The 24,891-nt window shown below is 69.2% G+C and carries 20 protein-coding genes; 16 read left to right on the top strand and 4 right to left on the bottom strand.

Translation table 11 applies throughout. The annotated features are described in order from the left end of the window. Positions 1-107 precede the first annotated feature (107 nt). The 7 genes from DAT35_RS13050 (at position 108) to DAT35_RS13015 (ending at position 10,438) form a co-directional block, all read left to right on the top strand. Entirely contained in the window at positions 108-1,091 is a 984-nt protein-coding gene (locus tag DAT35_RS13050) for a site-2 protease family protein (RefSeq protein WP_108067326.1), read from the top strand. Then, on the top strand, positions 1,088-2,167 hold the full coding sequence (locus DAT35_RS13045; protein WP_108067325.1) for a hypothetical protein: 1,080 nt from the start codon (positions 1,088-1,090) through the stop codon (positions 2,165-2,167). Before DAT35_RS13050 ends, DAT35_RS13045 begins: the two co-directional genes overlap by 4 nt. A gap of 4 nt (positions 2,168-2,171) precedes the next feature. Then, positions 2,172-3,506, top strand: a complete 1,335-nt coding sequence (locus tag DAT35_RS13040; RefSeq protein ID WP_108067860.1) for an ATP-binding protein — start codon at positions 2,172-2,174, stop codon at positions 3,504-3,506. Then, positions 3,503-4,057: a response regulator transcription factor gene (locus tag DAT35_RS13035; protein WP_108067324.1), complete on the top strand. Its 555-nt coding sequence runs from the start codon at positions 3,503-3,505 to the stop codon at positions 4,055-4,057. The genes DAT35_RS13040 and DAT35_RS13035 overlap by 4 nt, the downstream gene beginning before the upstream one ends. Before the next feature lie 500 nt (positions 4,058-4,557). Next, positions 4,558-7,155, top strand: a complete 2,598-nt coding sequence (locus tag DAT35_RS13025; RefSeq protein ID WP_108067322.1) for a hypothetical protein — start codon at positions 4,558-4,560, stop codon at positions 7,153-7,155. A gap of 121 nt (positions 7,156-7,276) precedes the next feature. Then, positions 7,277-9,271 carry an ATP-dependent DNA helicase gene (locus DAT35_RS13020; RefSeq protein WP_108067321.1) on the top strand — a complete coding sequence of 665 codons (1,995 nt, stop codon included), beginning with the start codon at positions 7,277-7,279 and terminating at the stop codon, positions 9,269-9,271. Positions 9,272-9,439: 168 nt separating this feature from the next. Then, positions 9,440-10,438, top strand: coding sequence for an Rpn family recombination-promoting nuclease/putative transposase (locus tag DAT35_RS13015; protein ID WP_108067320.1), 999 nt, complete (start codon positions 9,440-9,442; stop codon positions 10,436-10,438). Positions 10,439-10,587: 149 nt separating this feature from the next. On the opposite strand, the gene DAT35_RS13010 is transcribed toward DAT35_RS13015, so the two are convergent. The 4 genes from DAT35_RS13010 to DAT35_RS12995 form a co-directional block, all read right to left on the bottom strand. Then, on the bottom strand, positions 10,588-11,511 hold the full coding sequence (locus DAT35_RS13010; protein ID WP_158501679.1) for a hypothetical protein: 924 nt from the start codon (positions 11,509-11,511) through the stop codon (positions 10,588-10,590). A 247-nt stretch (positions 11,512-11,758) separates the two neighbouring features. Then, on the bottom strand, positions 11,759-12,883 hold the full coding sequence (locus tag DAT35_RS13005; RefSeq protein WP_108067318.1) for a type IV pilus twitching motility protein PilT: 1,125 nt from the start codon (positions 12,881-12,883) through the stop codon (positions 11,759-11,761). A 2-nt stretch (positions 12,884-12,885) separates the two neighbouring features. Beyond that, the gene (locus DAT35_RS13000; RefSeq protein WP_108067317.1) at positions 12,886-14,646 is read right to left on the bottom strand and encodes a type IV pilus twitching motility protein PilT; all 1,761 of its coding nucleotides are present in this window, start codon (positions 14,644-14,646) and stop codon (positions 12,886-12,888) included. A 248-nt stretch (positions 14,647-14,894) separates the two neighbouring features. Further along, positions 14,895-15,431, bottom strand: coding sequence for an N-acetyltransferase (locus tag DAT35_RS12995; protein WP_108067316.1), 537 nt, complete (start codon positions 15,429-15,431; stop codon positions 14,895-14,897). 289 nt (positions 15,432-15,720) lie between these two features. Between DAT35_RS12995 and DAT35_RS12990 the strand changes: the two genes are divergently transcribed. From DAT35_RS12990 to DAT35_RS12950, 9 genes are all read left to right on the top strand, one after another. Continuing rightward, entirely contained in the window at positions 15,721-16,425 is a 705-nt protein-coding gene (locus DAT35_RS12990; protein ID WP_108067315.1) for an ATP/GTP-binding protein, read from the top strand. After that, entirely contained in the window at positions 16,422-17,924 is a 1,503-nt protein-coding gene (locus DAT35_RS12985; protein WP_108067314.1) for an ATP-binding protein, read from the top strand. The genes DAT35_RS12990 and DAT35_RS12985 overlap by 4 nt, the downstream gene beginning before the upstream one ends. 24 nt (positions 17,925-17,948) lie before the next feature. After that, positions 17,949-18,929 (top strand): thiamine-phosphate kinase, encoded by a 981-nt coding sequence (gene thiL, locus DAT35_RS12980; protein WP_108067313.1) that lies wholly within the window; start codon positions 17,949-17,951, stop codon positions 18,927-18,929. Between the two features lie 48 nt (positions 18,930-18,977). Beyond that, positions 18,978-20,348 carry a methyl-accepting chemotaxis protein gene (locus DAT35_RS12975; protein ID WP_108067312.1) on the top strand — a complete coding sequence of 457 codons (1,371 nt, stop codon included), beginning with the start codon at positions 18,978-18,980 and terminating at the stop codon, positions 20,346-20,348. Between the two features lie 123 nt (positions 20,349-20,471). Next, positions 20,472-20,900 (top strand): chemotaxis protein CheW, encoded by a 429-nt coding sequence (locus tag DAT35_RS12970; protein ID WP_108067311.1) that lies wholly within the window; start codon positions 20,472-20,474, stop codon positions 20,898-20,900. Positions 20,901-20,972: 72 nt separating this feature from the next. Then, complete coding sequence (locus DAT35_RS12965) at positions 20,973-21,341, top strand: response regulator (protein WP_108067310.1); 369 nt, start codon at positions 20,973-20,975, stop codon at positions 21,339-21,341. Between the two features lie 34 nt (positions 21,342-21,375). Next, complete coding sequence (locus DAT35_RS12960; RefSeq protein ID WP_108067309.1) at positions 21,376-23,532, top strand: chemotaxis protein CheA; 2,157 nt, start codon at positions 21,376-21,378, stop codon at positions 23,530-23,532. Then, a complete protein-coding gene (locus DAT35_RS12955; RefSeq protein WP_108067308.1) occupies positions 23,529-24,125 on the top strand; it encodes a chemotaxis protein CheC in 597 nt (198 codons plus the stop codon). The genes DAT35_RS12960 and DAT35_RS12955 overlap by 4 nt, the downstream gene beginning before the upstream one ends. Before the next feature lie 123 nt (positions 24,126-24,248). Continuing rightward, positions 24,249-24,662: a hypothetical protein gene (locus DAT35_RS12950; RefSeq protein ID WP_108067307.1), complete on the top strand. Its 414-nt coding sequence runs from the start codon at positions 24,249-24,251 to the stop codon at positions 24,660-24,662. Positions 24,663-24,891 lie beyond the last annotated feature (229 nt).

The raw sequence follows: 24,891 nt of genomic DNA, 5'->3' as shown, positions 1-24,891 counted from the left end.
AGGCACCTTTCAAGTCAAGCAATGGATCCTGCGAGTATCAGGCGTCGTCCATCTGGAGCCGCCCCGCGTTGAAATGTGTGAAGGGCGTTGCTACCCCCTCGAGTCTCATGGAGAGCGCCCCCGCCCGCAGCGTCAACCGTCCCTGGCTCCACCTGCTGCTCTTCGTGCTGACGGTGGGGACGACCTCGTTCACGTTCGACAAGGCCTTCCCCATGGGCCCGTTGCCGGACAGTGAGCGGCTGGCCCATGCGCTCACCTTCAGCGCCGCGCTGCTCTCTATCCTCGGCTCGCACGAGATGGGGCACTACGTGCTGGCGCGTCTGCACGGCGTGGACGCGTCGCTGCCGTACTTCATCCCGCTGCCGTACCTCGGGGTGGGCACCCTGGGCGCGGTCATCCGCATCCGCAGCCGCATCCCCACGCGCAACGCCCTGGTGGACATCGGGGCGGCGGGGCCGCTGGCGGGCCTGGTGGTGGCCCTCCCCCTGCTGGTCTGGGGCCTGGCGCACTCGACCCTGGTGGACGCACCGCCCGTGCGGGACGTCTTTCCGGGGGACACCTCCCTGTGGAGCCTGGGGGGCGACCTCCTCCAGTGGGCCCGGGTGAAGCTGTCCCTGGCGCCCGCTCCCCCGCGGGAGCTGTCGGACTTCGGGCATCAGGCCATCATCTTCAGCGACAGCCTGCTGATGCGGGGGCTGAAGTGGCTGGTGCTGGGGCCTCTCCCGGCGGGCAAGGACATCCAGGAACACCCGGTGGTGATTGCCGGCTGGTTCGGCCTGCTGGTGACGCTGCTCAACCTCATCCCGGTGGGCCAGTTCGATGGTGGACATCTGGCCTTCGCCCTGTGGGGCAGGCATGCTCGCTGGGTGGGCAGGGTCATGGCCTTGGTGCTTCTTTTCCTCACCCTCTTCTACACCATCACCTGGGGCATCTGGTTGCTGGTGGCCACCAAGGTGGTGGGCTTCGGTCACCCGGAGGTGTCCCAGCCGACCGAGCCTTTGGGACTCGGGCGGAAGGTGGTCTGCGCGGTATGCTTCCTCGCCCTGGCGGGGTGTGCCATGCCCGTGCCCATCCGAATGGTGATCTGGTGAAGTACTTCTGTGAGGCTTGCGAGCGGCTCGTGCCCCCGGCGGCGTTCCGGGTGGAGTTCGGTCTGCTCGTGGTCAAGTGCTCCCGCTGCAAGGTGGAGATGCGCTGCGGGCCCGACCAGGAAGAGGCGCCCGCCCCGGCGCCGGCCTCCAAGTCGGCGGGGGGGCCGGTGATCATGCTCGGGGAGAGCGATGCCGAGCCCGACCCCATCGAGAACGAGCCCACGCGGCGTGTCGCGGTCCCGGCGGCGGTGCTGGCGGCCATCGAGGCCGAGGCCCGGGAGGCGCGCCGGAAGAAGACGAAGGAGTCCGAGGCGGCGAAGTCCTCCCCGACCCCGGAGCCCGAGCCGGTGAAGGCCGCGGCCTCTGAGCCAGCGGCCAAGACGTCCACTTCTCCCAAGCTCGCGATGTCGGAGGCCGCGGCGGCGTCGAACCTGATGGTGTTGCGGCTCTCGGAGGTGAAGCCGCGCGCGGCGCAAGAGCCCACGCCCCCGCCGGTGCCCGCGGAGCCGGCCTCGGCGCGGGCCGCGAGCGCCCAACTGCGCGTGGTGCCGGACGCTCCGCCGGCGCCCACGCCGGCCCCGGCGGCTTCGTCCACGCCGGAGGACCCCTTCATGCCGCCGTCCGGCTACTGCCCCAAGTGCATCGGGCCCCGCAAGGACGGCGCGGCGGTGTGTCCCTTCTGCGGGCTCGAGTACGCGCGCTTCCGGGCCGACGAGTTCCGTCCCTCTCCGGTGCTCTCCTCGACGTGGCTGGGAGTGCAGGAGCTGTGGGAGAGCAAGGGGGCCCACGACAAGGTGCTGGCGCTGGCGTCGGAGCGGGGGGAGCTCGCCGGACTGGGCCGGCTCTACCGCATCCGCCTGGCCCGCAACCCGGAGGATGCCCCGGCGAAGCGGGGACGCGAGGAGGTGCTCCGGCTGGCCTCGGCCGGGTCGGCCTTCATGCCCACGCCGCCGCCGGACAAGCGCACGAAGATGAGGATGGCCGGGCTGGGCCTGCTGTTCCTCGTCCTGCTGGTGGCGGCCGTGCTCATCGGCGCCCAGGTGCGCCGCATGCTGATGGGTGGCGGTGGGCCGTAAGCCGGTGCGCGACGCTCACGCCATCAACCTCTCGTGGCTGCTGCGCCTGCGCTGGGGTGCCATCGTCGGGCAGGTGGCGCTCATCCTGGGCGTGCACTTCGGGCTGGGCATGCCGCAGCGGCTGGGGCCCTTGTTCGCCACCATCGCCGTGGCGGCGGTGAGCAACGGGGCCGTGGGGCTGTGGGCCCGGCGGGAGCGCCCCATCCGCGAGGGGCTGCTGTGGTCGGTAATGGCCCTGGACGTGGTGCTGCTCACGGTGCTGCTGGAGCTGAGCGGGGGTCCGCTCAATCCCTTCAGCGCGATGTACGTGGTGCACATCGCGCTGGCGGCGGTGGTGTTGCGCGCGGGGTGGACATGGGCGTTGGCGGGGCTGGCCGTTGCCTGCTTCGGCGCGCTCTTCGTGGACCACCTCTGGTTCCCCGCCGGGGGGAGCGAGCCGTCAACCGCGCACCCCCCGCAGCACCACATCCATGACGTGCGGATGCACCTCGAGGGCATGTGGGCGGCCTTCTCGATGGCGGCGTGTTTCATCGTCTATTTCGTCCAGCGGGTGACGCGGGCCCTGGCCGAGCGCGAGGCGGAGCTGGTGGCGGCGCGTGCGGCCTCGGCGCGCCACGAGAAGCTGACGGCGCTGGCCACGCTGGCCGCGGGTGCGGCGCACGAGCTGTCCACACCGCTGTCCACCATCGCCGTGGTGGCCCGGGAGCTGGAGCGCCACCTGGTGCGCACCGGGGCGGAGGCCTCGTCGCTCGAGGACGTGCAACTCATCCGCGAGCAGGTGGCGCGCTGCCGGGACATCCTCGCGCAGATGGCCTCGGACGCGGGGGCGAGCCGGGGCGAGTCCATGGTGGCGCTCGCGCCCGCGGCGCTGGTGGAGGAAGCGCTGGAGGGGTTGCCGGGCCGGGAGCGGGTGCTCTCCGAGGTGGATGCCCGGGCCCGGGAGGATCGGGAGCTCGTTCCGGCGCATGCCTTCGCCCGTGCCATCCGGGGAGTGGTGAAGAATGCCCTGCAGGCCTCGGGACCGGGGGCGGAGGTGCGGCTGGCGCTGGCGCGCGAGGGCGAGGGGTGGCGGCTCACCGTGGAGGACGCGGGGGCGGGCATGCCCGCGGAGGTGCTCGCGCGGGCGGGCGAGCCCTTCTTCACCACCAAGGCTCCGGGCGAGGGCATGGGGCTGGGGCTCTTCCTCACGCGCGCGGTGCTGGACCAATTGGGGGGCCGTCTGGTGCTGCGCTCGGTGCCCGGGAAGGGGACGACGGTGGTGCTGACGTGGCCGGCGGGGGGGCTGCGACAATCCGCCACGTTGCCACCGGGGGCGTCCCGGGTGCAGCTAGCCCCATGACGAGCCCGACGCCCGGCCATGCTCCCACACTGCTGCTGGTGGACGACGAGGCGGTGTTCCGCGAGCGCCTGGCGCGGGCCTTCCGCGAGCGAGGCTTCGAGGTGAGCACCGCGGGCTCCTATGACGAGGCGCTTGTCCTGGCCACGAAGGAGTCGCCCGAGCTGGCGGTGGTGGACCTGCGGATGCCTGGCCGCAGCGGGTTGGAGCTGGTGAGGGCCCTGCATGCGCTGGATGCGTCCACGCGCATCATCGTGCTCACCGGCTACGGCAGCATCGCCACGGCGGTGGAGGCGGTGAAGCTGGGGGCGTTCAACTACCTGCCCAAGCCCGCGGACGTGGACGACCTGATGCTCGCCTTCTCGCGAGGCCCGGGCGAGCCCACGCAGGTGACGGAGGACTTCCAACCCCCCACGCTGGCGCGCGCCGAGTGGGAGCACATCCAGCGCGTGCTCGCGGACTGCGGAGGCAACATCTCCGAGGCGGCGAGACGGCTGGGGCTGCACCGGCGCTCGCTCCAGCGCAAGCTGCAGAAGTACCCGCCCGCGCAGTAGCAGCCAGACCACCGGGCGGATCCATCTATACTCTGGCGGTGCTGCGGATTCGCCAAGAACAGATGGACGCCTTCCGGGCCGACCGGGAGCGGAAGTTCGTTCGTGATGTGGCCAGGTACCTGCGTGACCGCTTTCCCGGTGCTGTCGCCGGCCTCGACGATGCCGAGCTCGAAAGACGGGGGCTCCTGGGGCTTGCGCGAGGACGCAAGCACGGTCTGAGTGACGAGCAGAGCCTCCTCTCCTTCATCTCGCTCATGTTCCGGTTCGCGCCGAACTTCGATGAGCACCCACGCCTCGGAGCGGTACTGAGGGCGAGCGGAGAGCCACCCGGGCTGCGATTCCAGAGGATGACCGCACTGGCGACGGAGGCGGACTGGGAGGAGGTCCAGCGCGGGCGAGATGAATCGGCCTGGGAGGAGGGTGCTTGCTCCTCCCGGCGTCCCTGATGTGCTGGCACCTGGATTCTCCCGTGCCCTGTACCCGATGACGAAGGAGAATGGATGTATCCGCCGAAGCTCCTGTTCGAGGACTTTCATGAGGGGAGCCCCTCCTCCCTATCCTTGGAGCAGTCCTGCCCGCGCGAGAGCGTCAAGCGGTGCGGCATCACGGGTCTCTCCCTGAAGCCTCACTCGGCGGAGGCCCACTGCTTCACGGCCGCTCATCCGCAACTCGAGCCCGGGGCCGCGGGGCGGTATCAGCTCGCGCCAGGCGCGGAGGAGGGGCTCAAGCTCGGTTGGTCCTTCTCCGGCTCCACGCACATCCGCTCGGCGGTGCTCGAGCTCTACACACGCTCGTCATCCCCCTCCGAGCCGTTCTGGAAGAGGACCCTCTCCTGGAAGAGCGTGGAGGCCCGGAAGGACTCGGGCGAGTGTCCTTTCGATGGAGCCTTGAGCGGTGGAGTGCGGAGCGAGGGCGGGCTCGAAATCCTGGATGTGGCGGTGAACGTCTCGAAGGAGATGTTCCCGGCGGGTTACCTGAGCGTCGAGCACGCGCCGTATCTGCTCAAGATGACGCTCTCCCCCGAGCCCGATGCGGCCGTGGAGGTCGGGTCCGCGTGGATATACCTGGACGTCGTGGCGGCGGAGATTCGGCTCTCCCTGGGTGACGAGGACGTGCTGCGCACGTCTCCCGAGGGGGACAAGGATCGGGCCGTCACCCGGGAGATGCGGGAGGCGGGGTCTTTTCCAGCGGATGGAAAGAGCCTCGCGAAGGTCCTGCTGCCCAGCAACGTCTTCAGCACGAATACCGACGAGTGGCACGAGCTGAGCCAGGACGTGCCATTCGAGAGGTACAAGGCCGTATGGGGGAACGGGCCGGAGCTTCCCCTCTTCGCGGAGCTCCTCGTGCGCGACTCGCGGGGCGACGCCGTGTTCGCGCCCCGGGCCGTGGCGGGGTCCCAGCTCCTGTGGGATTGGAGCGAGCCCCTCTTGCCGCCCCTCAATCTCAACGGGGGTCGCACGGCCGAGGACGACGAGGTGCTCATCAACGAATATCTTGCGCGCTACACGAAGGGCAAAGAGGCCTCCACGGTCTTCTCCAAGGGCAACAACTGTCACATCGACCATGGCGGAAAGGGCAGCTCGAGCGATGCGCCGGATCGCGTCCTCTCCCTGGTCTCCCGTGAGAGCCGGAGCGGATTCCCGTTCGATGTGCGGAGTCCCTCGAACCGGACGTGGGCCGCCATCAGCCGCATCCAGGGCGAGGGCTCCCATGTTGGCAAGACCGGGGTGATCTTCCAGCCCTCACGCATGGCCGGAGATTCGTACCGGGTCAGCGCCTGCTGGCACTACGACGGAGCGGGGACCGGTGTCAGCCAGCTCGATGACACCCAGGAGGACCTCCAGGTGACCCTCCGTGGGACGACCGGTACCTTCCAGGTCTGGCGGCAACTCCATCTGGTCCAATACTTCGTCCAGGAGTCTCCAGCCCTCCAGGTCGTCACGTCAGCACCTTCTCTTCAGACGAGCACTTCCAGCAGACCACCGAAGGAGGAGTTCGACGAGCTCGACAGTGCGTTGAAGGAAGCCTTCGACGAAAGCGGCTTCGGTCCCCACTATAAGGACTGGCGTCCGAGATGGCTCAAGACCGGGAAGGATCCGGAGTTCATCCTCGGAGAGCTGGCACTGGAGGATGCCACGGGGATGGCGAAGAGATTCCGGACCCTCCACCAACAGCTCGAGTCCGACCAGAACCCCCTGCCGTCCATCTCTTCCGCCACGACGTCCGAGCCTGCCTGGAAGAGGGAGTTCGATCGACTCAGCCGGCGCTACGCGCACGCATTCATCGATTTGAAGTGCTTGTTCCAGAAGCCCACGTCCATTCAGGACTTCCACAAGAAGGTCATCGCCACGGTCCGGAAGCTCAACAGCGATGTCCTCTCCGCGGCGGTGAAGCTGGACGACGAGAGGTGGCTCAAGGGCGCCTACGTCCTGCATTTCCGCAGCTACTCCGAATTCAAGAAGGAGTACCTGAAGGAGTCCGGAGGCAGGTCGCTCGAGAACCTGCTGAGTTACTTCTCCGAGCATGGGCCCACAGAGAGACAGCGGCGCATGCGGATTGCCAGCGAAGAGGTCCTTTGTGAGCTCTACGAGGCGAGCAACAAGGGGTGGGCCCAGTGGGTCCTCGAGACGGTCGTCGAGGAGGAGCTGACGGGGGCGGCGGAGGGCGTCTATCTCCTCGACCTGCCGGGCTGCTGTCGCCGTGACCGTGAGGAGAGTGGCGAGCCGCTGGAGGTGACCCTCCTGGGTTATGCCATGCTCTTCCCCTCGCTGATGGGGAAGGTGGCCGTGTTCGCCAACCTGTGTAGCGCCGAGGACTACGATGATGCCAAGAGGAAGTCCGGCGCGAAGAAGGATGTCGAGCAGAGCATGGGGGTTACCGCGGCCCACGAGCTCGGTCACTCGCTCTTCCTGGCTCACGCCCCGCTCGCCGCGGATGATCGGCCCGAGAACTCCGGTCACACCGCGGGGGTCGAGCCGGACTTCCACCACTCGGCGATGCTGACCTGCCTCATGGGCTACCACCCGAACAACCAGTACTTCTGTGGTCTGTGCCTGCTGCGGCTCAGGGGGTGGTCGCGACAGAAGCTGAAGTCTTGAGCTGGCTCCCCAGGTGTCAGGCTCTCCAGGCGGGTATCCGAGCTACTTCGTCACAAAACCCGACGAGCGAGCGGCGCGCTGTTATCCTGGCGTGCCCCTTCCTCCCCTGCGCCCCCTCGCAATGTCCTCGCCCGCTCCCTCGCTCCGACTCTCCGTGGATACGCTGCTCGGCCCCGGTGGCGCGCTCCAGAGCGCGCTGGAGTCCTACGAGTACCGGCCGGAGCAGTTGCAGATGGCGCGTTCGGTGGAGAAGGCCTTCAACGAGCGAGGCTATCTGCTGGCCGAGGCGGGCACGGGCACGGGGAAGACGCTGGCCTACCTGGTGCCGGCGCTGATGTCGGGCCGGCGGGTGGTGGTGTCGACGGCGACGAAGACGCTCCAGGAGCAGATCTTCTTCAAGGACCTGCCGCTGCTGCGCGAGCGGATGGGCCTCACCTTCGAGGCGGCGTACCTCAAGGGACGCAGCAACTACCTGTGCCTGCACCGGTACGACGCGTTCAGCAAGGATCCGCAGTTCGCGACCCGCGAAGAAGGGCGGTACTGGAAGCACCTGCAGTCGTGGGCGAGCCGGACGGAGACGGGAGACCGGAGCGAGCTGGAGCTGCCCGAGTCCTTCAGTGCCTGGAGCCGGCTGTCGACCACGTCGGACACGTGCCTGGGGTCGAAGTGCCCGGTGTACGAGAACTGCTTCGTGACGCGGGTGCGGAGGGCGGCGGAGGCGGCGGACCTGCTGGTGGTGAACCACCACCTCTTCTTCGCGGACCTGGCGTTGAGGGGCCGGGGCCAGCGGGGCGAGGGGGTGCTGCCGCAGTACGACGCGGTCATCTTCGACGAGGCGCACGCGCTGGAGGACGCGGCGGGGAGCCACTTCGGGCACTCGGTGTCCAGCTTCCGGCTGGAGGACCTGGTGCGGGATGCGCTGGGCACGCTGTCGCCGCAGGACACGCGCTTCGGGATGCTGTCCTCGCTGGTGGTGCGCCTGAGGACGCATGCGGAGGCACTCTTCTCGCATGCGCCGCGGGTGCTCGGGCTGAACGAGAGTGAGGGCGCGGTGGCGTTGAAGCCCGAGCGGCTGGCGCTGTTGTCGGGCTCGATTGAGAAGGTGAAGGAGTCACTCTCGGCGCTGTCGGCCTTCACCCTCACGGAGCACGAGCCCGAGCTGACGCTGCTCACGCGCCGGTGCGCGGAGCTGGTGGCGGACCTGTCCTTCCTGGAGAAGGTGGAGTCGCACGACCACGTGTACTGGGCGGAGGCGCGAGGGCGGGGCGTGTTCCTGAGAGCGAGCCCCATCGAGATTTCGAGGGAGCTGCAGGAGCGCCTGTACGGAGGGGTGGACACGGTGGTGTTCACCTCGGCGACGCTGGCGGCGGAGGGGCGCTTCGACTTCTTCGCGCGGCGCATGGGGCTGTACGACGAGGAGGGCGTGCCGGTGGCGAGCGTGCGCACGGTGTCGGTGCCCAGCCCGTTCGACTTCGAGCAGCAGTCGGCGCTGTACCTGCCCACGCACCTGCCGGACCCGGCGGCGCCGGGCTTCATCGAGGCGGCAGCGGAGGAGATCATCCGGCTGTGCGAGGTGACGGGGGGGAGGGCCTTCGTGCTCTTCACGTCGTTGCGCAACATGGAGCGTGCGCACGCACTGGCGCGCAACCGGCTGCCCTACCAGGTGTTGTTGCAGGGCGAGCGGCCCAAGCAGCAGTTGCTGGAGGCCTTCCGCGAGCTTCCGAGTGTGCTCTTCGCAGCGCACAGCTTCTGGGAGGGAGTGGACGTGCCGGGGGAGGCGCTGAGCCTGGTCATCATCGACCGGCTGCCGTTTGCCTCGCCGGGAGATCCGGTGGTGGCGGCGCGCATCCGCCAGCTCGAGGCGCGGGGCGAGGAGGCGTTCGGTGGCTACCAGCTCCCGCAAGCGGCGCTGGCGCTGAGGCAGGGCTTCGGCCGGCTCATCCGCACGAGGGCGGACCGGGGCATCGTGGCGATGCTGGACCGGCGCATCGTGACCAAGAACTACGGACGAGCCTTCCTCACGAGCCTCCCGCCGGCGCGGCGCATCGACCAGCTCGACGCGCTGAGCGCCTGGTTCAACGGCACGGCCGAGCCCGAGGACGACGTCGACTTCTGAGGCTCCCGGAGGGGCCGAGCCATGTCGGCCCTGCTGGGGACGCACGGAGCTTGCCGTGCCGAAGAGCGTCTCCCGGACGGGACGTGGCGCACCGGGATGGATGGTGCCGTGTCAGCGAGCCCCTCGTGCGGTTGCATTGGCGCGCGGCGTGCTGGGGCTCTGCTCGCCATGTCCGGTCCTCATGACCTCTTCGTGCGCTTCACCCTGGGCCACCCCGAGCGGGCGGCGGCCGAGCTGCGCGCCGTCTTGCCTCCGGACATCGTGTCCCGGGTGGACTGGTCCACCCTGCGCCGTGAGCCCGGCTCCGTCGTGGATCCGGAGCTGAGGGAGACCCAGAGCGACCTGCTCTTCTCGGCTCGTCTCCGCAGCGGACAGGAGCTCCTGCTCTACATTCTTCTCGAACACCAGTCCTCGGTGGACAAGTGGATGGCGCTGCGCATGCTCCGCTACGTGGTCCGCCAGGCCGAGCACTGGCGTAAGGAGCACCCGGAGAGCGAGCGGCTTCCGGTGATTGTGCCCCTGGTCATGTACCACGGGCCGGATGGGGCCTGGACGGCGCCTCGCCGGGTCGAGGACCTCTTCGAGTTGCCGGACGAGTCCGAAGAACGGGAGCGTTGGCGAACACTGGTTCCTCACTTCGAGTTCCTGCTCGACGATCTGACGGCCGAGCGTGCGGAGGGGTTGATGGCGCGCCCTGGACCGCCTTTGGCACGGCTGGCGCTGCTCGTGTTGCGCTACGGACGCTCCGAGGAACTCAGCCGACGGCTGGCGAGTTGGACGGCGCTGTTCGCGGAGGTCCACGCCGCCCCTGATGGGCTCGAGAACTTGCGCGTGGTCGTCCGTTACCTATTCCAAGTGGGAGACGAGGCGGCACGCGAGAGCACAGAGGCGGTGCTACGCTCCGTGGCAGGTGCCCAACGAACGGAGGAGCTGATGATGACCGTGGGTGAGAAACTCATCGAGAAAGGCCGCCAGGAGGGCAGACTCGAAGGGCGTCTCGAAGGGCGCGCCGAGGACATCCTTCGGATTCTCACCGCGCGTGGCATTCACGTGGACGACAAGACTCGCGGGCTCATCATGGCGTGCAGGGACCCGGCGCTCCTCGAGCAGTGGTTCGACCGGGCCCTGACCGCCTCCAGCATCTCGGATGTGACTTCGGGTGGGTAACTTCCAGCCCCGGGCGTGTTTGTCGTGGGCTTTGCGCGAGCCGGTGCGCGCGCTTTGAACCCAGAAGCACAGCGGTCCGCCTCGGGTTTCGGAGCGAGCCGCTGTGTGGGGTGAAGCGTGTCAGGTGGTGGGATTGCGCGGCTCCCGTGCTACTTCGGGGCCGTTCGCAGCTCGCCTTCGGCACAGGTGAGGCCAAGAGAGACTGCTACCGGCTTCTGGGGCTCCGTCTTGAACAGACCTCCGCGGATGGAGTCCTGGTCCCCGGCCTTCAGCTTCCCGAGGACGTAGTGGCTCCCGTCCGGTTTGCGGACGTCGCACTGGGTCCAGGGCTGCTCGCTCTGGTTGTAGACCGTGACGCGAGCGCCCTCCGCGACCGCGTAGCCCTTCAGGCCAGCGTTCCGGGACGGCTCGGCGAAGAGGAACTCGGCTTCACCTTCGGCACACCGTACGGTCACCCGGTCGTAGGGCGGCTCCGGCGGCTTCGGAGGGCTGGTGAACTTCACCTTCATCACGGTGTCTTCTGCCCCTGCCTCCACGGTACCCAGCTTGTAGAAACGGTCGTCCGAATAGCGGAGCTCGCACTGGGTCCAGGCCTTCTTCGAGTCGTTTTGAATCACGACGCGGACAAGCCCCTCTTCCAGCGTGCCTTCCAGCTTCGGTGCCGGAGGCGCGGCAGGGGCTGCTGCGGGCGCAGCGGCTGGGGCTGCCACGGGAGCGGACGCTGGAGCTGCGGCGGGCGCAGGGGCAGGGGCCGCGACGGGCGCCGTGGCGGGTGCCGCGGCCGGCGCAGGAGGTTCCGGGGCCTTGGTCAGGCGCGCGAATTTGGCGCCGCTCTTGCCCGCCTCCGTGTTGAGCCTGACGAGAGCGCCCTTCACCTCCATCACCACCGCGGTGCCGAGCACGGTCTTGCCGCCTTCGTCTGCCAGGAGCGTCACCTCGTCACCGACGCTCGGAGCCTCCTTCGCGTCGACTCGCAGGTACGTGTTGCCCGAGTCGACGAAGAGCTTGATGGGCTTGTTCTGGGCGTGGGCCACGCTCCCGAATAGAAACAACGAAACAAGAAACGCTCGCATCAGGTTCTCCGGTTGAGTCATGTGTTGTACGAGCCCTGGTGGACCTGGTCGCCGATGACGACCCGCTGCGCGGTGGTCAGTGACGTTCGCAGTGAAGTCTACGTACCAGGGCCCGAGCATCCTGCGACGTTGTGATTGCGCCGCGGAACTTGTAAACGCGAATGCCGCAGAGAAATTCAGCCAATGGCTGGCCCGCTGGAATGCGCTGCTCGCGGACTCCCAGCTCCGCGCGTGTCCGCGTGGGGGCTCAGTGCCCGCCGCCAGGCTCCGCGGTGTCGAACTCGGGCACCTGGAACTCCGGCTTGATCCGCTGGAGCAGCTTGGCGAAGGCCTCCTTGTCCTGGGCCTTCTCCATCGCGGCTTCTGGGGTGATGGTGTTCGCGGCCACCAGCTTCTCCAGGTGCATGTCCAGCGTCTGCATGCCCAGGTTCTGGCTCGCCTGCATCTTGCTCGCGATCTGAAACACCTTCCCCTCGCGGATCATCGAGGCGATGGCGCTCGTGCCGATGAGGATCTCCAGCGCGGCCACGCGGCCCTTGCCGTCCGCGGTGCGGATGAGCTGCTGGGCGACGATGCCGGCGAGGCCCTCGGCGAGCATGCCGCGCACCTGGGGCTGCTCCTCGGCGGGGAAGGAGTTGATGATGCGGTCGATGGTGGCCGGGGCGCTGTTGGTGTGCACCGTGGCCATCACCAGCACGCCGAAGCTGGCCAGCTGCAGTGCGAGCTTCATCGTCTCGTTGGTGCGCAACTCGCCGATGAGGATGACGTTCGGGTCCTCCCGGCCCGCCGAGCGGATGGCGGTGGCGAAGTTGGAGGCGTGGATGCCCACCTCGCGGTGGGTTATCTGGCACTTCGCCGACTCGTGCACGAACTCCACCGGGTCCTCGATGGTGAGGACGTGCGCCGCGCGGGTGTGGTTGATGTGGTGGATCATCCCCGCCAGCGTGGTGGACTTGCCGCTGCCGGTGGGGCCGGTGACGAGCACCAGTCCACTGCGGCGCTCGGCGAGCTTGCGCACCACCTCCGGGGTGTTGAGCTCCGTCAGCGACAGCACCTTGCTGGGAATGGTGCGGAAGACGGCCGCCAGGCCCGTCGTCTTGTAGAAGTAGTTGGCGCGGAAGCGCGCCTTGGTGCCGTAGCTGTAGGCGAAGTCGAGGTCGAACTCCTCGGTGATGTGCCGCTTCTGCTCGGGGGAGGCGATCTCGAAGAGCAGCGCCTCCATCTCCTGCTGGGAGAGGAGGGCCTCGCGCAGGGGAGTGAGCTGACCGCGGATGCGGCCCAGGGGCGGGTGGCCGACGCTCAGGTGCAGGTCGCTTCCCTTGTTCTCGAGGAGCTTGTCGAAGAGGGCGGCGATGCGCGGGGCGGAGCTCATGGTCAGGCGCTCTTCCGGTTGAGGAGGTTGCCCATCTTGGACAGCAGTTGCTTGCCGCCTTCACCTGGGGCCGGGGGCTCGGGAGGCGCACCGGGCCGCTTGCCGGTCACCACGGCCTCCAACTCGTCGGGGCTCTCGGCGTAGCCCTTGGCGATCTCCAGCGTCGTCTTCCCGGAGCGCACCAAATCGGCGAGCGAGTCATCGAAGCGCACGATGCCCAGCGACTTGCCGCGCTGCTGCAGGGAGGGAATCTGGTACGTCTTGTTGTCGCGGATGAGGTTGCCCAGGGCCACCGAGCCCGGGAGCAGCTCGGCGGCGGCCACCAGTCGCTGGCCGTCCGCGCTCGGCAGCAGCCGCTGGCTGACGATGAGGCGCAGGCTGCTGGCGAGCGTCACGCGCACCTGGGCCTGGTCTCCCGGCGGGAAGAGGTCGATGAGCCGGTCGATCGTCTTCGCCGCGCTGGGCGTGTTCATCGTGGAGATGAGCAGGTGGCCCGTCTCGCTGGCGGCGAGCGCCATGCGCACCGTCTCGGTGTCGCGCAGCTCGCCCACGAGGATGACGTCCGGGTCCTCGCGCAGGCTGCCCTTGAGGGCGCTGGCGAAGGTCTTCGTGTGCGTGCCCACCTCGCGCTGGCTCAACAGCGCCTTCTTGCGCGAGTGGAGGTACTCCACCGGGTCCTCCACGGTGAGCACGTGGTGCGTCGTCTCGCGGTTGATGATGTCCACGATGGCGGCCAGCGTGCTCGTCTTGCCGTGGCCGGAGGGGCCGGTGACGACGATGAGGCCCTGGTGGTGGTGGGTGGCCTTGGCGATGTCCGCCGGCAGGCCGAGCGACTCGAGGGTGGGCGTCTCGCGCGGGATGAGGCGGAAGCAGCCCTTGTAGCCGGTGCGCTGGCGGGAGACGTTGACGCGGAAGCGGCCCGCCTGGTGCAAGTCCAGCGAGAAGTCACAGCTGCCCTCGCGCTCGAGCACGGGACGCAGCCGCGCGGGCACGTGTGGCAGCATCATCGTCTCCACCGTCCCGGCCGGGATCGGCTCGCCATGGGACAGCAGCTCGCCGACGATGCGGAACAGGGGCGGGCGATCAGCGATGACGTGCAGGTCGCTCGCGCCCACGGTGCGCGCGTCCTCCAGCAGCATCGTCAGGTCGCGGGCGGACTCCGGCCGCACGACGATGCGGGGGCCCTTGGGCGCCTCGGGCGCGGGCTCCTCGTCCGGCAGCGGGATGTTCTCCTGCGGGGGCGGCGGCTCGGGCGTCTCGCGCTCCGTCGGGAGGATCTGCATGCCTGCCTTGCTCTTGGCCGGCACGCCACCCGGCGGAGGAGCCGGGCGCGAGGCGGCGGGCGGGGCCGGAGGAGCGGCGGGCTGGCCGGCTTTCGGAGCGGGAGCGGCCGGAGGGGCCGCGGGAGCGGGGGCGGCCGGGGCGCGAGCGGCGGGGGCGGGGGCGGGTGCGGCGGCCTGGGGCTCATTGCGCACGATGCGCACGTTGAGCACGTCTCCGCGGCGCAGGGCTCCGACGATGACGGGCCCGAGTCCCTCGAGGCGCAGCGCCCACTGGCTGGGCTTGTCGGAGACGCTGGAGGCGCGGGCCTCTCCCACCAGGCCCTGGAGTGCCGCGAGCAGCCCCTCCGCCGTGAGGACGGTGTCGTCCACGGACTCGAAGCCACTGCCCGTCTTCACCATGGGCGTACGCCCGCTGATCAATGCGAGCTCCACCACACCCGGACGAGCCAGGCAGCGCAGCAACTCCGCGAAGGTCTTCATGCTCGGCCCACTCTTCCTCCGTCCCGGGGACATCCGGCCCCCGGGAGAGCAGGTGCAGCATAGCCGGGATTTGCCATGAATCCGGTAAAGTGAGCGGGAGGACAGGGGCTCGTCCCGGTGCGCCGGGCCGACGAGTAACCACGAAAGAAGACGCCCGGCGCGGCCCCTCGTGGAGGGACCAGGCCGGGCGGGGATTCAGGAGGAGACAGCCCTGGAGGAGATGACCGTTCCTCTCGTTCAGGGGTGCGTCACAGCTCGCGCGACATGAGGAGGCGCAGCTTGCCGGACTTCTTGGACACCACCGTGGCCACGGTGGTGAAGCCCGCGTTGCGGTAGAAGCTCACCGCGGGGGCGTTGGCCGGATCCACCCGCAGGGCGATCGTCTTGCGGTACATGTCCCTCGCCACCTGGAGGGCGTGGTTGAGCACCGCCATGCCCACGCCGCGGCGGCGCAGCTCCGGCTTCACCACGATGTTGCGCATGTAGGCCGCGCCCGGTACCGGGCCGTCCCGCTCTACTGTCACGTAGCCCACCAGCTGGTTCTGCACCTTGGCCACGTGGACGAACGGCCGCAGCCCCGTGAGGGCCTTGAGGCTGTCGTCCAGCGTCTCGCCCCGGCTCTTCCAGGGGTCCGAGTTGGCGCGCAGGGCGGCCACGGTCGCCATGTCCTCATCGCTGGGGACAGAAAACTTCACTGCCGGCGCCAGGTCGTTGGGCAGGTTGGCCATCTCCGGCACTGGGATCGCGCCTACCTCCACGCCCGGGTCCACCCGCTTCATCGTCATGCCTTGCTCCTCCATTGCGCTACGATCCTAACCGCTTCACCGGTGCCCATGCACGCCCTGGGTTCGGCGCACATTTCCCCCCACGGAGAGGAGGGGGCCGGGTTTTCCCAAACTGCGCATGCGTACCGGGCATTCCAAGGCCGCCCGCTCCCGCCTCATCCGGGGGGTCCCACATGCACATGGCGGGGGGCGGCTTTCAATGCTGAACACCTTTCACTATAAAAAACCGTCCGCCTGGAGCGGGTTGGCCGACCCTTCCCCCTCCCTCTCGGCAGCCTGAGCTCCGCACGTGCAACTCAATCACGCCCAGCGCGAACTCACTCTGAAGATCGTCTACTACGGCCCCGGGCTGAGTGGGAAGACGACCAACCTGAGGTGTATCCACGCTCGGGCGAGGCCCGAATCCCGTGGCCGGTTGCTCAGCGTGGAGACGCACGAAGACCGAACGCTCTTCTTCGACCTGCTGCCGGTGTTCTTCACCAGCAGCTCGGGCTTCAAGGTGAAGCTCAAGCTCTTCACGGTGCCCGGGCAGGTCGTCCATGACGCCACGCGCCGCGTGGTGCTGCAGAACGCGGACGCGGTGGCCTTCATCGCCGACAGCCGCCGCAGCGCCGCCGGGGAGAACAACGCCTACTGGCGCAAGCTCCGGGCCAACATGCGGGAGAACGGTCTGGACGCCACCCAGGTGCCGGTGGTCATCCAGTTCAACAAGCGCGACCTGCCAGACGCCCAGTCGGACGAGGAGCTGGAGGCGGCGCGCAAGCGCGGTGCGGAGCCGGTGGTGGGCGCGGTGGCGCTCCGGGGCGAGGGCGTGATGGAGACGCTGCACGCGCTGCTGCAATCGGCCTGGCGCAACCTGGATGAACGCATGCGGCTGTCGCGAAACGTCGGTCTGACGGAGAAGGAATTCCTCTCGCACATCTTCCAGCAGATGGACCTGAAGGGCACGAGCCTCGAGTCCCAGTATCCGCCGGCGGAGGGGAAGTCGCGATGAGCGCCGACAAACCGGGGGCCGCGGGAAACGGTCCGGAGCACGCCGGGTCGGTGCTTCAGCGCAAGCTGTCGTTGGTGGACATGCTGGACCCGGTCACCTTCGGGGACGTGGTGGACAGCCTGGGCGAGCTGTACCGGGTGGGCATCCGGGTGCTGGACGAGCGGGGCCGGACGCTGGCGGACGCGAAGGGGAGCAACGGGGATTTCTGCGGCTTCGTCAACGCCCAGGGGGAGGGCCATGCGCGGTGCACCGCCCTGGTGGCGCGGCTGAACGAGGGCCCGCTGGCACCCACGCAGGGGGCACAGGTGATGCCCGGGGGGAGCCCCCTGGGCGGCGAGCTGCTCTCGCAGCCCTGCTTCACCGGGCTGCGCTACGTGGTGATGCCGGTGCTGTGGGAGGGGGACGTGCTGGGGCGGGTCGTCGTCGGGCCCTTCGCGTCCGAGGAGCTGGCGGAGCTGCCGGCGTCGCTGGGCGAGGTACCGGGGTTGGACCTGGCGCGGGCGCGCGAGCTGACGGCGAACGTGCAGCGCATGCCCGACACCCGGGTGACGAAGATGCTGGCGCACTTCGCCCAGGTGATGGCGGCGCTGCTGGCGGCGGGGCAGAAGTCCTATCTGTCGGGACAGCTGCACCTCGAGGCGATGCTGGAGACGCAGCGGGAGTTGGAGTCGCAGAACGCGCAGTTGCTGCGGCTCAACCAGCGGCTGAAGGAAGCCGACCGCATGAAGTCCAGCTTCCTGAGCACGGTGAGCCACGAGCTGCGCACGCCCCTGGCCTCCATCATCGGGTACTCGGAGATGCTGGCCGAGGGCCTGGTGGGCGCGCTCAACCCCGAGCAGATGCAGTTCGCGCGCACCATCATCGACAAGGGCAACACGCTGCTCAAGCTCATCTCCTCCATCCTGGACATGAGTCAGATCGAAGCAGGCAAGGTGCGGCTCGCCTTCGAGTGGGTGGACGTGCAGGAACTGGTGGAGAGCGCCATCACCAGCGTGATGCCGCAGGCGCAGCGCAAGGGCCTGACGCTGAAGGCGCAGATGCCCCCGGTGGTGCAGGCGCGGGTGGTGGCGGATCGGGAGAAGCTGCGGCAGGTGGTGGTGAACCTGCTGGCCAACGCGGTGAAGTTCACGCCGACGGGGGGCAAGGTGGACGTGCGGCTGTCGGAGCTGGGCAACCAGCTGGAGCTGGGCCTGGCGGGCTACCGCATCGAGGTGGAGGACTCCGGGGTGGGGATTCCGGAGGATCAGCGCGAGCGCATCTTCCAGAGCTTCTACCAGGTGGACGACAGCCCGACGCGCGAGTACGGAGGCGCGGGCCTGGGGCTGGCCATCGTGAAGAGCTACGTGGAGGGACATGGCGGCCAGGTGGCGGTGACGAGCGAGCTGGGCCGTGGCTCGTGCTTCCGGGTGGTGCTGCCCAAGGAGCCGCCGCAGTCGAGTCAGGGGCTGGCGTTCATCCCGCCGCCGGTGGACATGGACACGGAGCCCGAGCGTTTCTGATGGGGCGGGTCTACGCTCCGCGCCGTGAGCACCCGGCCCGCGAGCGAATTCGCCCTCATCGACCTCTTCCTGTCGCAGTTCCCCCGGGCGCGCGTCCCGGTGGGGCCGGGAGATGACTGCGCCGTCCTCGCGCCGTCGAAGGGCGCGCAGTGCATCACCACGGACGCTGTGGTGGAGGACGTGCACTTCACGCGCGCCTGGTTCTCCCCCGAGGACATCGGCCACAAGGCCCTGGCGGTGAACCTGTCGGACCTGGCGTCGATGGGAGCGGTGCCTCGCTGGTTCGTCTGCGCCCTGGCCCTGCCCCGGGACTTCCCACGCCGCGAGCTGCTCGGCCTCGCGAGGGGCATGAGCGCGCTGGCGCGCAAGCACGGCATCGCGCTGGTGGGCGGCAACTTCTCCTCCGCGGGCGAGCTGTCCGTCACCCTGACGGCGGCGGGAGAGCTGCTTCCAGGCACCGCGCCCATCACGCGCGCCGGAGGCAGGCCCGGCGATGTGCTGTACGTCTCGGGCACGCTGGGCGACGCGCGGCTCGGCCTCCAGCAGCTTCAGGCGGGCCTGAAGCGCTCCGCGGCGATCCTCCGCCAGAAGCGCCCGGTGCCGAAGGTGGAGCTGGGCCGGCTCGCCGCGCGCTTCGCCTCGGCGGGGCTGGACATCTCCGATGGTCTCGCGCAGGACCTCGGACACCTGTGCGCCGCGTCGCACGTGAGCGCCGAGCTGGACCTCGAGCGCCTGCCCCTCTCACGCTCCGTCCGTGCTTCCCTGGGGACCGAGGGAGCACTCGCGGGGGGCGAGGACTATGAGCTGCTCCTCGCGGTCCCACCTGAGCGCACCCCGGCCTTCGAGCGGGCTTGTCTCCGAGTGGAAGAGCCCATCACACGCATTGGCCGGCTCACCCCGGGTCAGCCCGGACACATCCGGGACGCGTCGGGGCGGAGCCTGCGCTTGCCTGCCGGGTTCGACCACTTCCGAGGAGGTGGGCGGATTGACCGTTCTGGACGGTAGGGCTAAACCCACACACCGCTGTCGCCGTCTCCCGGAAAAGCGAAACCCGTGCGCCGCCCTCTCCGCGACGATCCATCCCCCGGCCTCCTCTCCCCCCGCCGCGATCCCGTGCAGCGGCTGCTCCGCAACGTCGAGCAGACCGGCTCCGGGGGGCACGAGGTCTCCCTGCAACTGAAGATCTTCAGTGGCTACATCGTGCTCGGAGGCGTGCTCACGGGCGCGCTCATGGCCACGGAGCCGCTGGGGCCGAGCTGGTTCTGGGGACGCATCGGCATCGGTGTGTTCATCAGCGTGGCGCTGTCCGTCACCCTGCCGCGCTATCTGGCGCGCGTGACGCGCGTGCGGGTGCTGTCGCGTTCCGCCTTTGAAATCTCCCAGGGCGACCTGTCCAAGCCGCTGCTGGTCGAGCCGCCGCGGGCGCTGCGCCGCGATGAGATCGACGAGCTGGCGATGGCCATCCGCAAGATGCAGGAGAACCTGCGCGACCTGGTGGGCAAGATTCAGGACACCGCCAAGAGCGTGGCGGACACGGCCAAGGATCTGCAGGGCTCGGCGGAGAACGTCAACGCGACCAACGAAGAGGTGGGCTTGTCCATGGACAAGATCGCCCAGGGCGCGGAGACGCAGTCGCAGCTGGTGGGCAAGACGTCCAAGGTGATTACGGAGATGGCGGGCAGCATCCAGCGCACCGCCGCGAGCGCCGAGGACGCGGCCCGCACCGCGGCCGAGACCAGCAGTGCGGCGGAGAACGGCAGCAAGGCGGCGCTGCTGGCCGGCGAGAAGGTGAAGAAGGTCTTCAACCGGATTGAGGCGGCGAGCCAGCAGGTGTTCGCCTTCGGCGAGAAGACGCAGGAGATTTCGAAGATCGTCGATGCCATCACCCAGGTGGCGCAGCAGACGAACCTCCTGGCGCTCAACGCCACCATCGAGGCCGCCCGGGCCGGCGAGTACGGCCGCGGCTTCGCGGTGGTGGCCGACGAGGTGCGCAAGCTGGCCGAGAGCGCGGGCCGCTCGGCCGAGCAGATCTCCCGCCTGGCGCGCGACATCTCCGGCCAGTCCACGGTGGTGGTGAGCGCAATGAAGGAAGGCATCGAGGAGCTGGCCGAGGGCCGTGAGGACCTCACCGGCATCGTCCGCTCCATGGGCGCCATCACTGACACGGTGCGTAAAGTGGCCGAGAAGGTGCACCTCATCTCCGACAGCGCCCGCGAGCAGCTCAAGGGCAGCGAGGAGATGGTGAAGGCCACCGAGGAGATCTCCCTGGTGGCCAAGAACAACGCGGCCTCCACCGAGGCCATCCAGGCCGTCATCCAGGACCAGACAGACGCCATGGTGCGGATGACCTCGCTGGCCAGCGAGCTCACCAACCTCTCCATCGAGCTGCAGAGCGTGGTGCGCAGCTTCCGGCTGAACGCTTGATCGCCCCGCCCCCGAGCCCCGTCCTCCCTCTCCCCATGGGAACGGTCCAGGAGGCGGGTTGTTCGGTTGTTTGCTTTCGCGGATTTCCCTGAACCCGTGACCTGCTGATAGAAAGTCTTCTCTGTGCGGCACGTCATCTTCCGGGTGGAGAAGGAGCGCTACGGGCTACCACTGGCCGCGGTGAAGGAAGTGGTGGTGCCTCCCGAGCGCTTCACCCGGGTGCCTCGGGCGCCCGTGGCGGTGGCGGGGGTGATGAACCTCCGGGGGCGGGTGGTGACGGTGGTGGAGCTGCGCCAGTTGCTGGGCCTGCCGGATGGGCCCACGCCACTGGGCCGCGTGGTGCTGTTGGAGCGCGGGCGGCGGGACTTGGGGCTGCTGGTGACGGATGTGGATGGAATCGAAGCGGTGGAGCGGGTGACCACGGCTCCGGGCAAGGCGGTACCGGCGGTGCGCGGGGTGGCCCGGTTGAAGGGACAGGCCGTGACGGTGTTGGATCCAGAAGGGCTGGATTCCGCGGTGGTTGGACTCTTCACCGCGGCTCAACAGAAGTGAGTAGCCGCCCGAAATCGGCGGGTGGTAGTGTCCGCGGCCCTCTCGGGGCCTTGAGCGGAGGCGGAGCTTCAAATGGCTAAGCGGGTGCTGGTCGTCGACGATGCCATCTTCATGCGCAACATGATCAAGGACATCTTCGCGTCCGGCGGCTTCGAGGTCGTCGGAGAGGCGGCCAACGGGTTGGAGGCCGTGGAGAAGTACAAGGAGCTGAAGCCGGATCTCACGACGATGGACATCGTCATGCCGTTCAAGAGCGGCATCGAGGCCACACGGGAGATCATCAAGTACGACGCCAACGCGGTGGTCATCATGTGCTCGGCGCTGGGACAGGAGAGCCTGGTGATGGAGGCCATCGAGGCGGGCGCCTCGGACTTCATCGTCAAGCCGTTCCGCGCCGAAGACGTGCTGGCGGTCGTCAAGAAGGTATTGGGCGAGGGCTGAGCGCCTCCCCACGCACGCACGTCCGAGGCCGGACATGACGATGGACATGTCCCGCTACCTCGGTCTGTTCCTGACCGAGGCGAGCGAGCACCTGGAGGGTCTGGGGCGGGACCTCGTGCAGCTGGAGCGCGAGGGGGCCCCCGCCGTGGTGGACTCCATGTTCCGCCATGCACACTCGGTGAAGGGCATGGCCTCCTCGATGGGCTTCGAGCCCATTGCCGTGCTGGCCCACCGGGTGGAGGACCTGGTGGACGCCATCCGCCAGGACCCGAGCAGGTTGGAGCGCACCCTCGTGGACCTGCTCCTGTCGGCCACCGACGTGATGATGGCCCAGGTGCGCGCCGTGGCGGACAGCAAGCCGCCGGATGATGCGTCGGCGCTGCTCGGTCAGCTCGCGGACCGGGTGTGCGTGCTCACCGGCCGCACGCCGGGAGCCACGCGGGTGCTGAACCGGGCACCCCCCAGTCCTCCGCCCGCTCCCGCCGTCGCCGCCCGGGTAGCCGCGGACGTTCTCGTCTCGCTCGAGACTTCCGAGGCTCCTCCTCCCGCCTCCGCCGCCGAGGCCCGGGTGGCCGCGGTGGTGCCGGAGGCCTCGAGCCCCGCCTCGGCTCAACTGGCCGCGACGGTCGCCGCCGTGGTGTCCGCCCCCAAGGTGGAAGGGGAGGCGAAGGCGGAAGGTGCGCCGAAGACGCCAACGCGCTGGGCGGTGCGGCTGCGCATCGCCGCCACCTGCCAGACGCCGGGCGTGCGCGCCTTCCTGGTGCACAAGCGGTTGACGAACCTGGGCTCGCTGCACGACCTGCAGCCTCCCCTGGAGGACCTCAAGGCCGGCCGCATCCCCGAGGGCCACATCCAGCTCGAGCTGGAGACGGCCGAGGGCGAGGACGCCATCCGCAAGGCGCTGCGGAACATTGCGGAGGTGGAGCTCGCCTCCCTGAAGTCGGCGGTGGTGGCGCCTCCGCCCGCGCCCGCCTCGGTGGCCGCGAGCTCGGCTCCGGCGGAGGCTGCCCGGCAGTCCCCGGCGGGCGCGGACGCCACGCGCACGGTGCGCGTGCGCACGGAGTTGCTGGACTACTTCCTGGACACGGTGGGCGAGCTGCTGCTGGCCACGGCCCGCCTGCGCGAGCTGGGCAAGGTGCTTCCGGAGGGCTCGCGCCCGCCCATCGAGGAGGGCGTCTACCGGCTGCACACGCTGGTGAAGGACCTGCATGACAAGGTGATGAGCGCGCGCATGACGCCGCTGTCGCTCATCACGGACCGGCTACCCCGCGCGGCGCGCGACATCGCCCGGCGCAGGGAGCGCGAGGTGGACCTGGTCATCACCGGCGCGGAGATTGAACTCGACCGGGCCATCCTCGACGAGCTGGCGGACCCGCTGCTGCACCTGCTGCGCAACTGCATCGACCACGGCCTGGAGCCGGCGGAGGAGCGGGTGGCGGCGGGGAAGGGCGCGCGGGGGCGCGTGCTGGTGTCGGTGCGGCGCGCTCGCGACCGGGTGGTGCTGGAGATGGAGGACGATGGCCGCGGCATGAACGCGGCGAAGCTGAAGGCGGCGGCGGTGGCTCGCGGCGCCATCAGCGCGGAGGCGGCGGCGCGGATGACGGACCGCGAGGCCTTCCTGCTCTCGTGCCTGCCGGGCGTGTCCACCGCGAAGGACGTGTCGGAGATTTCCGGCCGCGGCGTGGGCATGGACGCCGTGAAGCGCGTGGTGGAGAACGTGGGCGGGACGCTGGAAATTGAAAGCGAGCTGGGGCGCGGGACGCGCTTCACGCTGCGGCTGCCGCTCACGGTGGCGGTGGTGCACCTGCTGCTGGTGGCGGTGGGGGACGAGGTGTTCGGCCTGCCCATCGCCAAGGTGGTGGGGGCGATGGAGGCGGATGGCGAGGCGCTCGACCGCAGCCGCGAGATGCCGCTGTTGCCTCACGGCCAGGGCCTGCTGCCGGTGTATGCGCTGGACGAGCTCGTGGGCGTCGAGGCGCCGCCGCGCAAAGGGGTCCGGCCCTTCGTGGTGATGGAGGGAGACGCGGGACGGGTCGCGCTCGCGGTGGACCGACTGGTGGGGCAGGAGGAGGCGGTGCTCAAGCCGCTGTCCCGGCCCTTGGACTTGCTACCGGGGCTCTCAGGGGTGACCATCCTGGGAAGTGGCCGCCCGGTCTTCATCCTGGACGTGCCGAGGTTACTGTCCGCGTGAGCCCTCAACCGAGCGACATTCAGCTGGACGCCCTGCGCGAGGTGGCCAACATCGGCTGCGGGCATGCGGTGAGCGCGCTCGCGCGGCTGGTGGGAGGCCGCACGGTGAATCTGTCCGTGCCGCGAGCGGTGCTGGCGGGGGCCGCGGAGGTGGCCGTGCTGCTCGGCGGGAGCGATGCGCCCGTGGTGGCCGCGAAGCTGGGCATGGAGGGCCAGCTCCGGGGCGTGCTGCTGCTGGTGCTGCCCCGGGAGGACGGCTCGGCGCTGGAGTCGCTGCTGCTGCGGCGCCAGGACGCGACGCCGGAGGATCGGGCGAGCGCGCTGGCGGAGGCCGCCAACATCGTGGCGAGCGCGTGTCTGTCCGCCATTGGCACGTTGACGGGCTGGAGGCTGCTGCCCACGGTGCCGGAGTTGGTGCGGGGCCAGGCGGCCCAGGTGGTGGCGAGCGCGATGACGGAGGCCGAGGGCGACAACCGCATGGTGGTGCTGGAGACGCGCTTCTCCTCGGTGGGCGCGCCCGCGGTGTCCGGCCAGGTGCTGCTGGTGCTCGAGCGCGAGAGCTCGAGGGCGCTGCTCGCACGGCTCGGCGTCTGACGCCCCCGCTCCCCTGGCAGCAACCGAACAGTCGTCTCGTTCCGTGGAAGGGTTGCGACCCTTCTCCCCCGGTTCCACCTTCCCCCTCGGTGGGAGGTGCATTCCTCCCGGGGGGAGGCGAGCATGAGGAGACTCATCTGGGGCGCGCTGTGGGGCGTGGTGGTGCTCGCGGGTTGCCGGACGGACGGCACGGTGGCGATGCGCAAAACCCCGGGCAGTGACGGCACCCTCGCGAAGAATCCCTACTCCCTCGAGCGGGGCTTCACCCTGAAGGGGACCGTCGCCGCCGAGTACTCGGACGTGCTCGTCATCAAGGACAAGTGGGGCAAGACGCGCTACCTGCGCATCACCGACCAGACGCGCTACTACCAGAGCGGTAAGCAGATCGGCCGGGAGTTCCTCGCGCCGGGCTCCTCCGTGCGCGCCTCCTTCGCCAACCAGGACACGGAGATGATCGCCCGCGAAATCACCATCGTGGAGGACGTGGGCAAGGCGGATCCCCTCCAGCTCCCGGACAGGACGAACACCGTGCCCTGACGCGCGCAGTCTCCGGGTGGTGCAAGGCTTTGACACGCTGCGCTGTCGCGGTGTGTCATTTCTTCCCGTCCCGCGCACGGGGGGTCCACGCACAGCGCGCTTCACGTGAAAAAAACATGATAAGCGCTCGGATTCCCGACTGATTCGTGGCCGTCCGGGTGGAAGAGTTCACTTTCCAGGGCGGGTATGGAAAAGTCCCGCGCAATGGTTGATTCGTCGCCTCGTCGCC

This window comes from Vitiosangium sp. GDMCC 1.1324 (assembly GCF_003044305.1).
Lineage (GTDB): Bacteria > Myxococcota > Myxococcia > Myxococcales > Myxococcaceae > Archangium.
The sequence above is the reverse complement of the archived record's forward strand: the minus strand, read 5'-3'. Positions and strand labels throughout refer to the sequence as shown.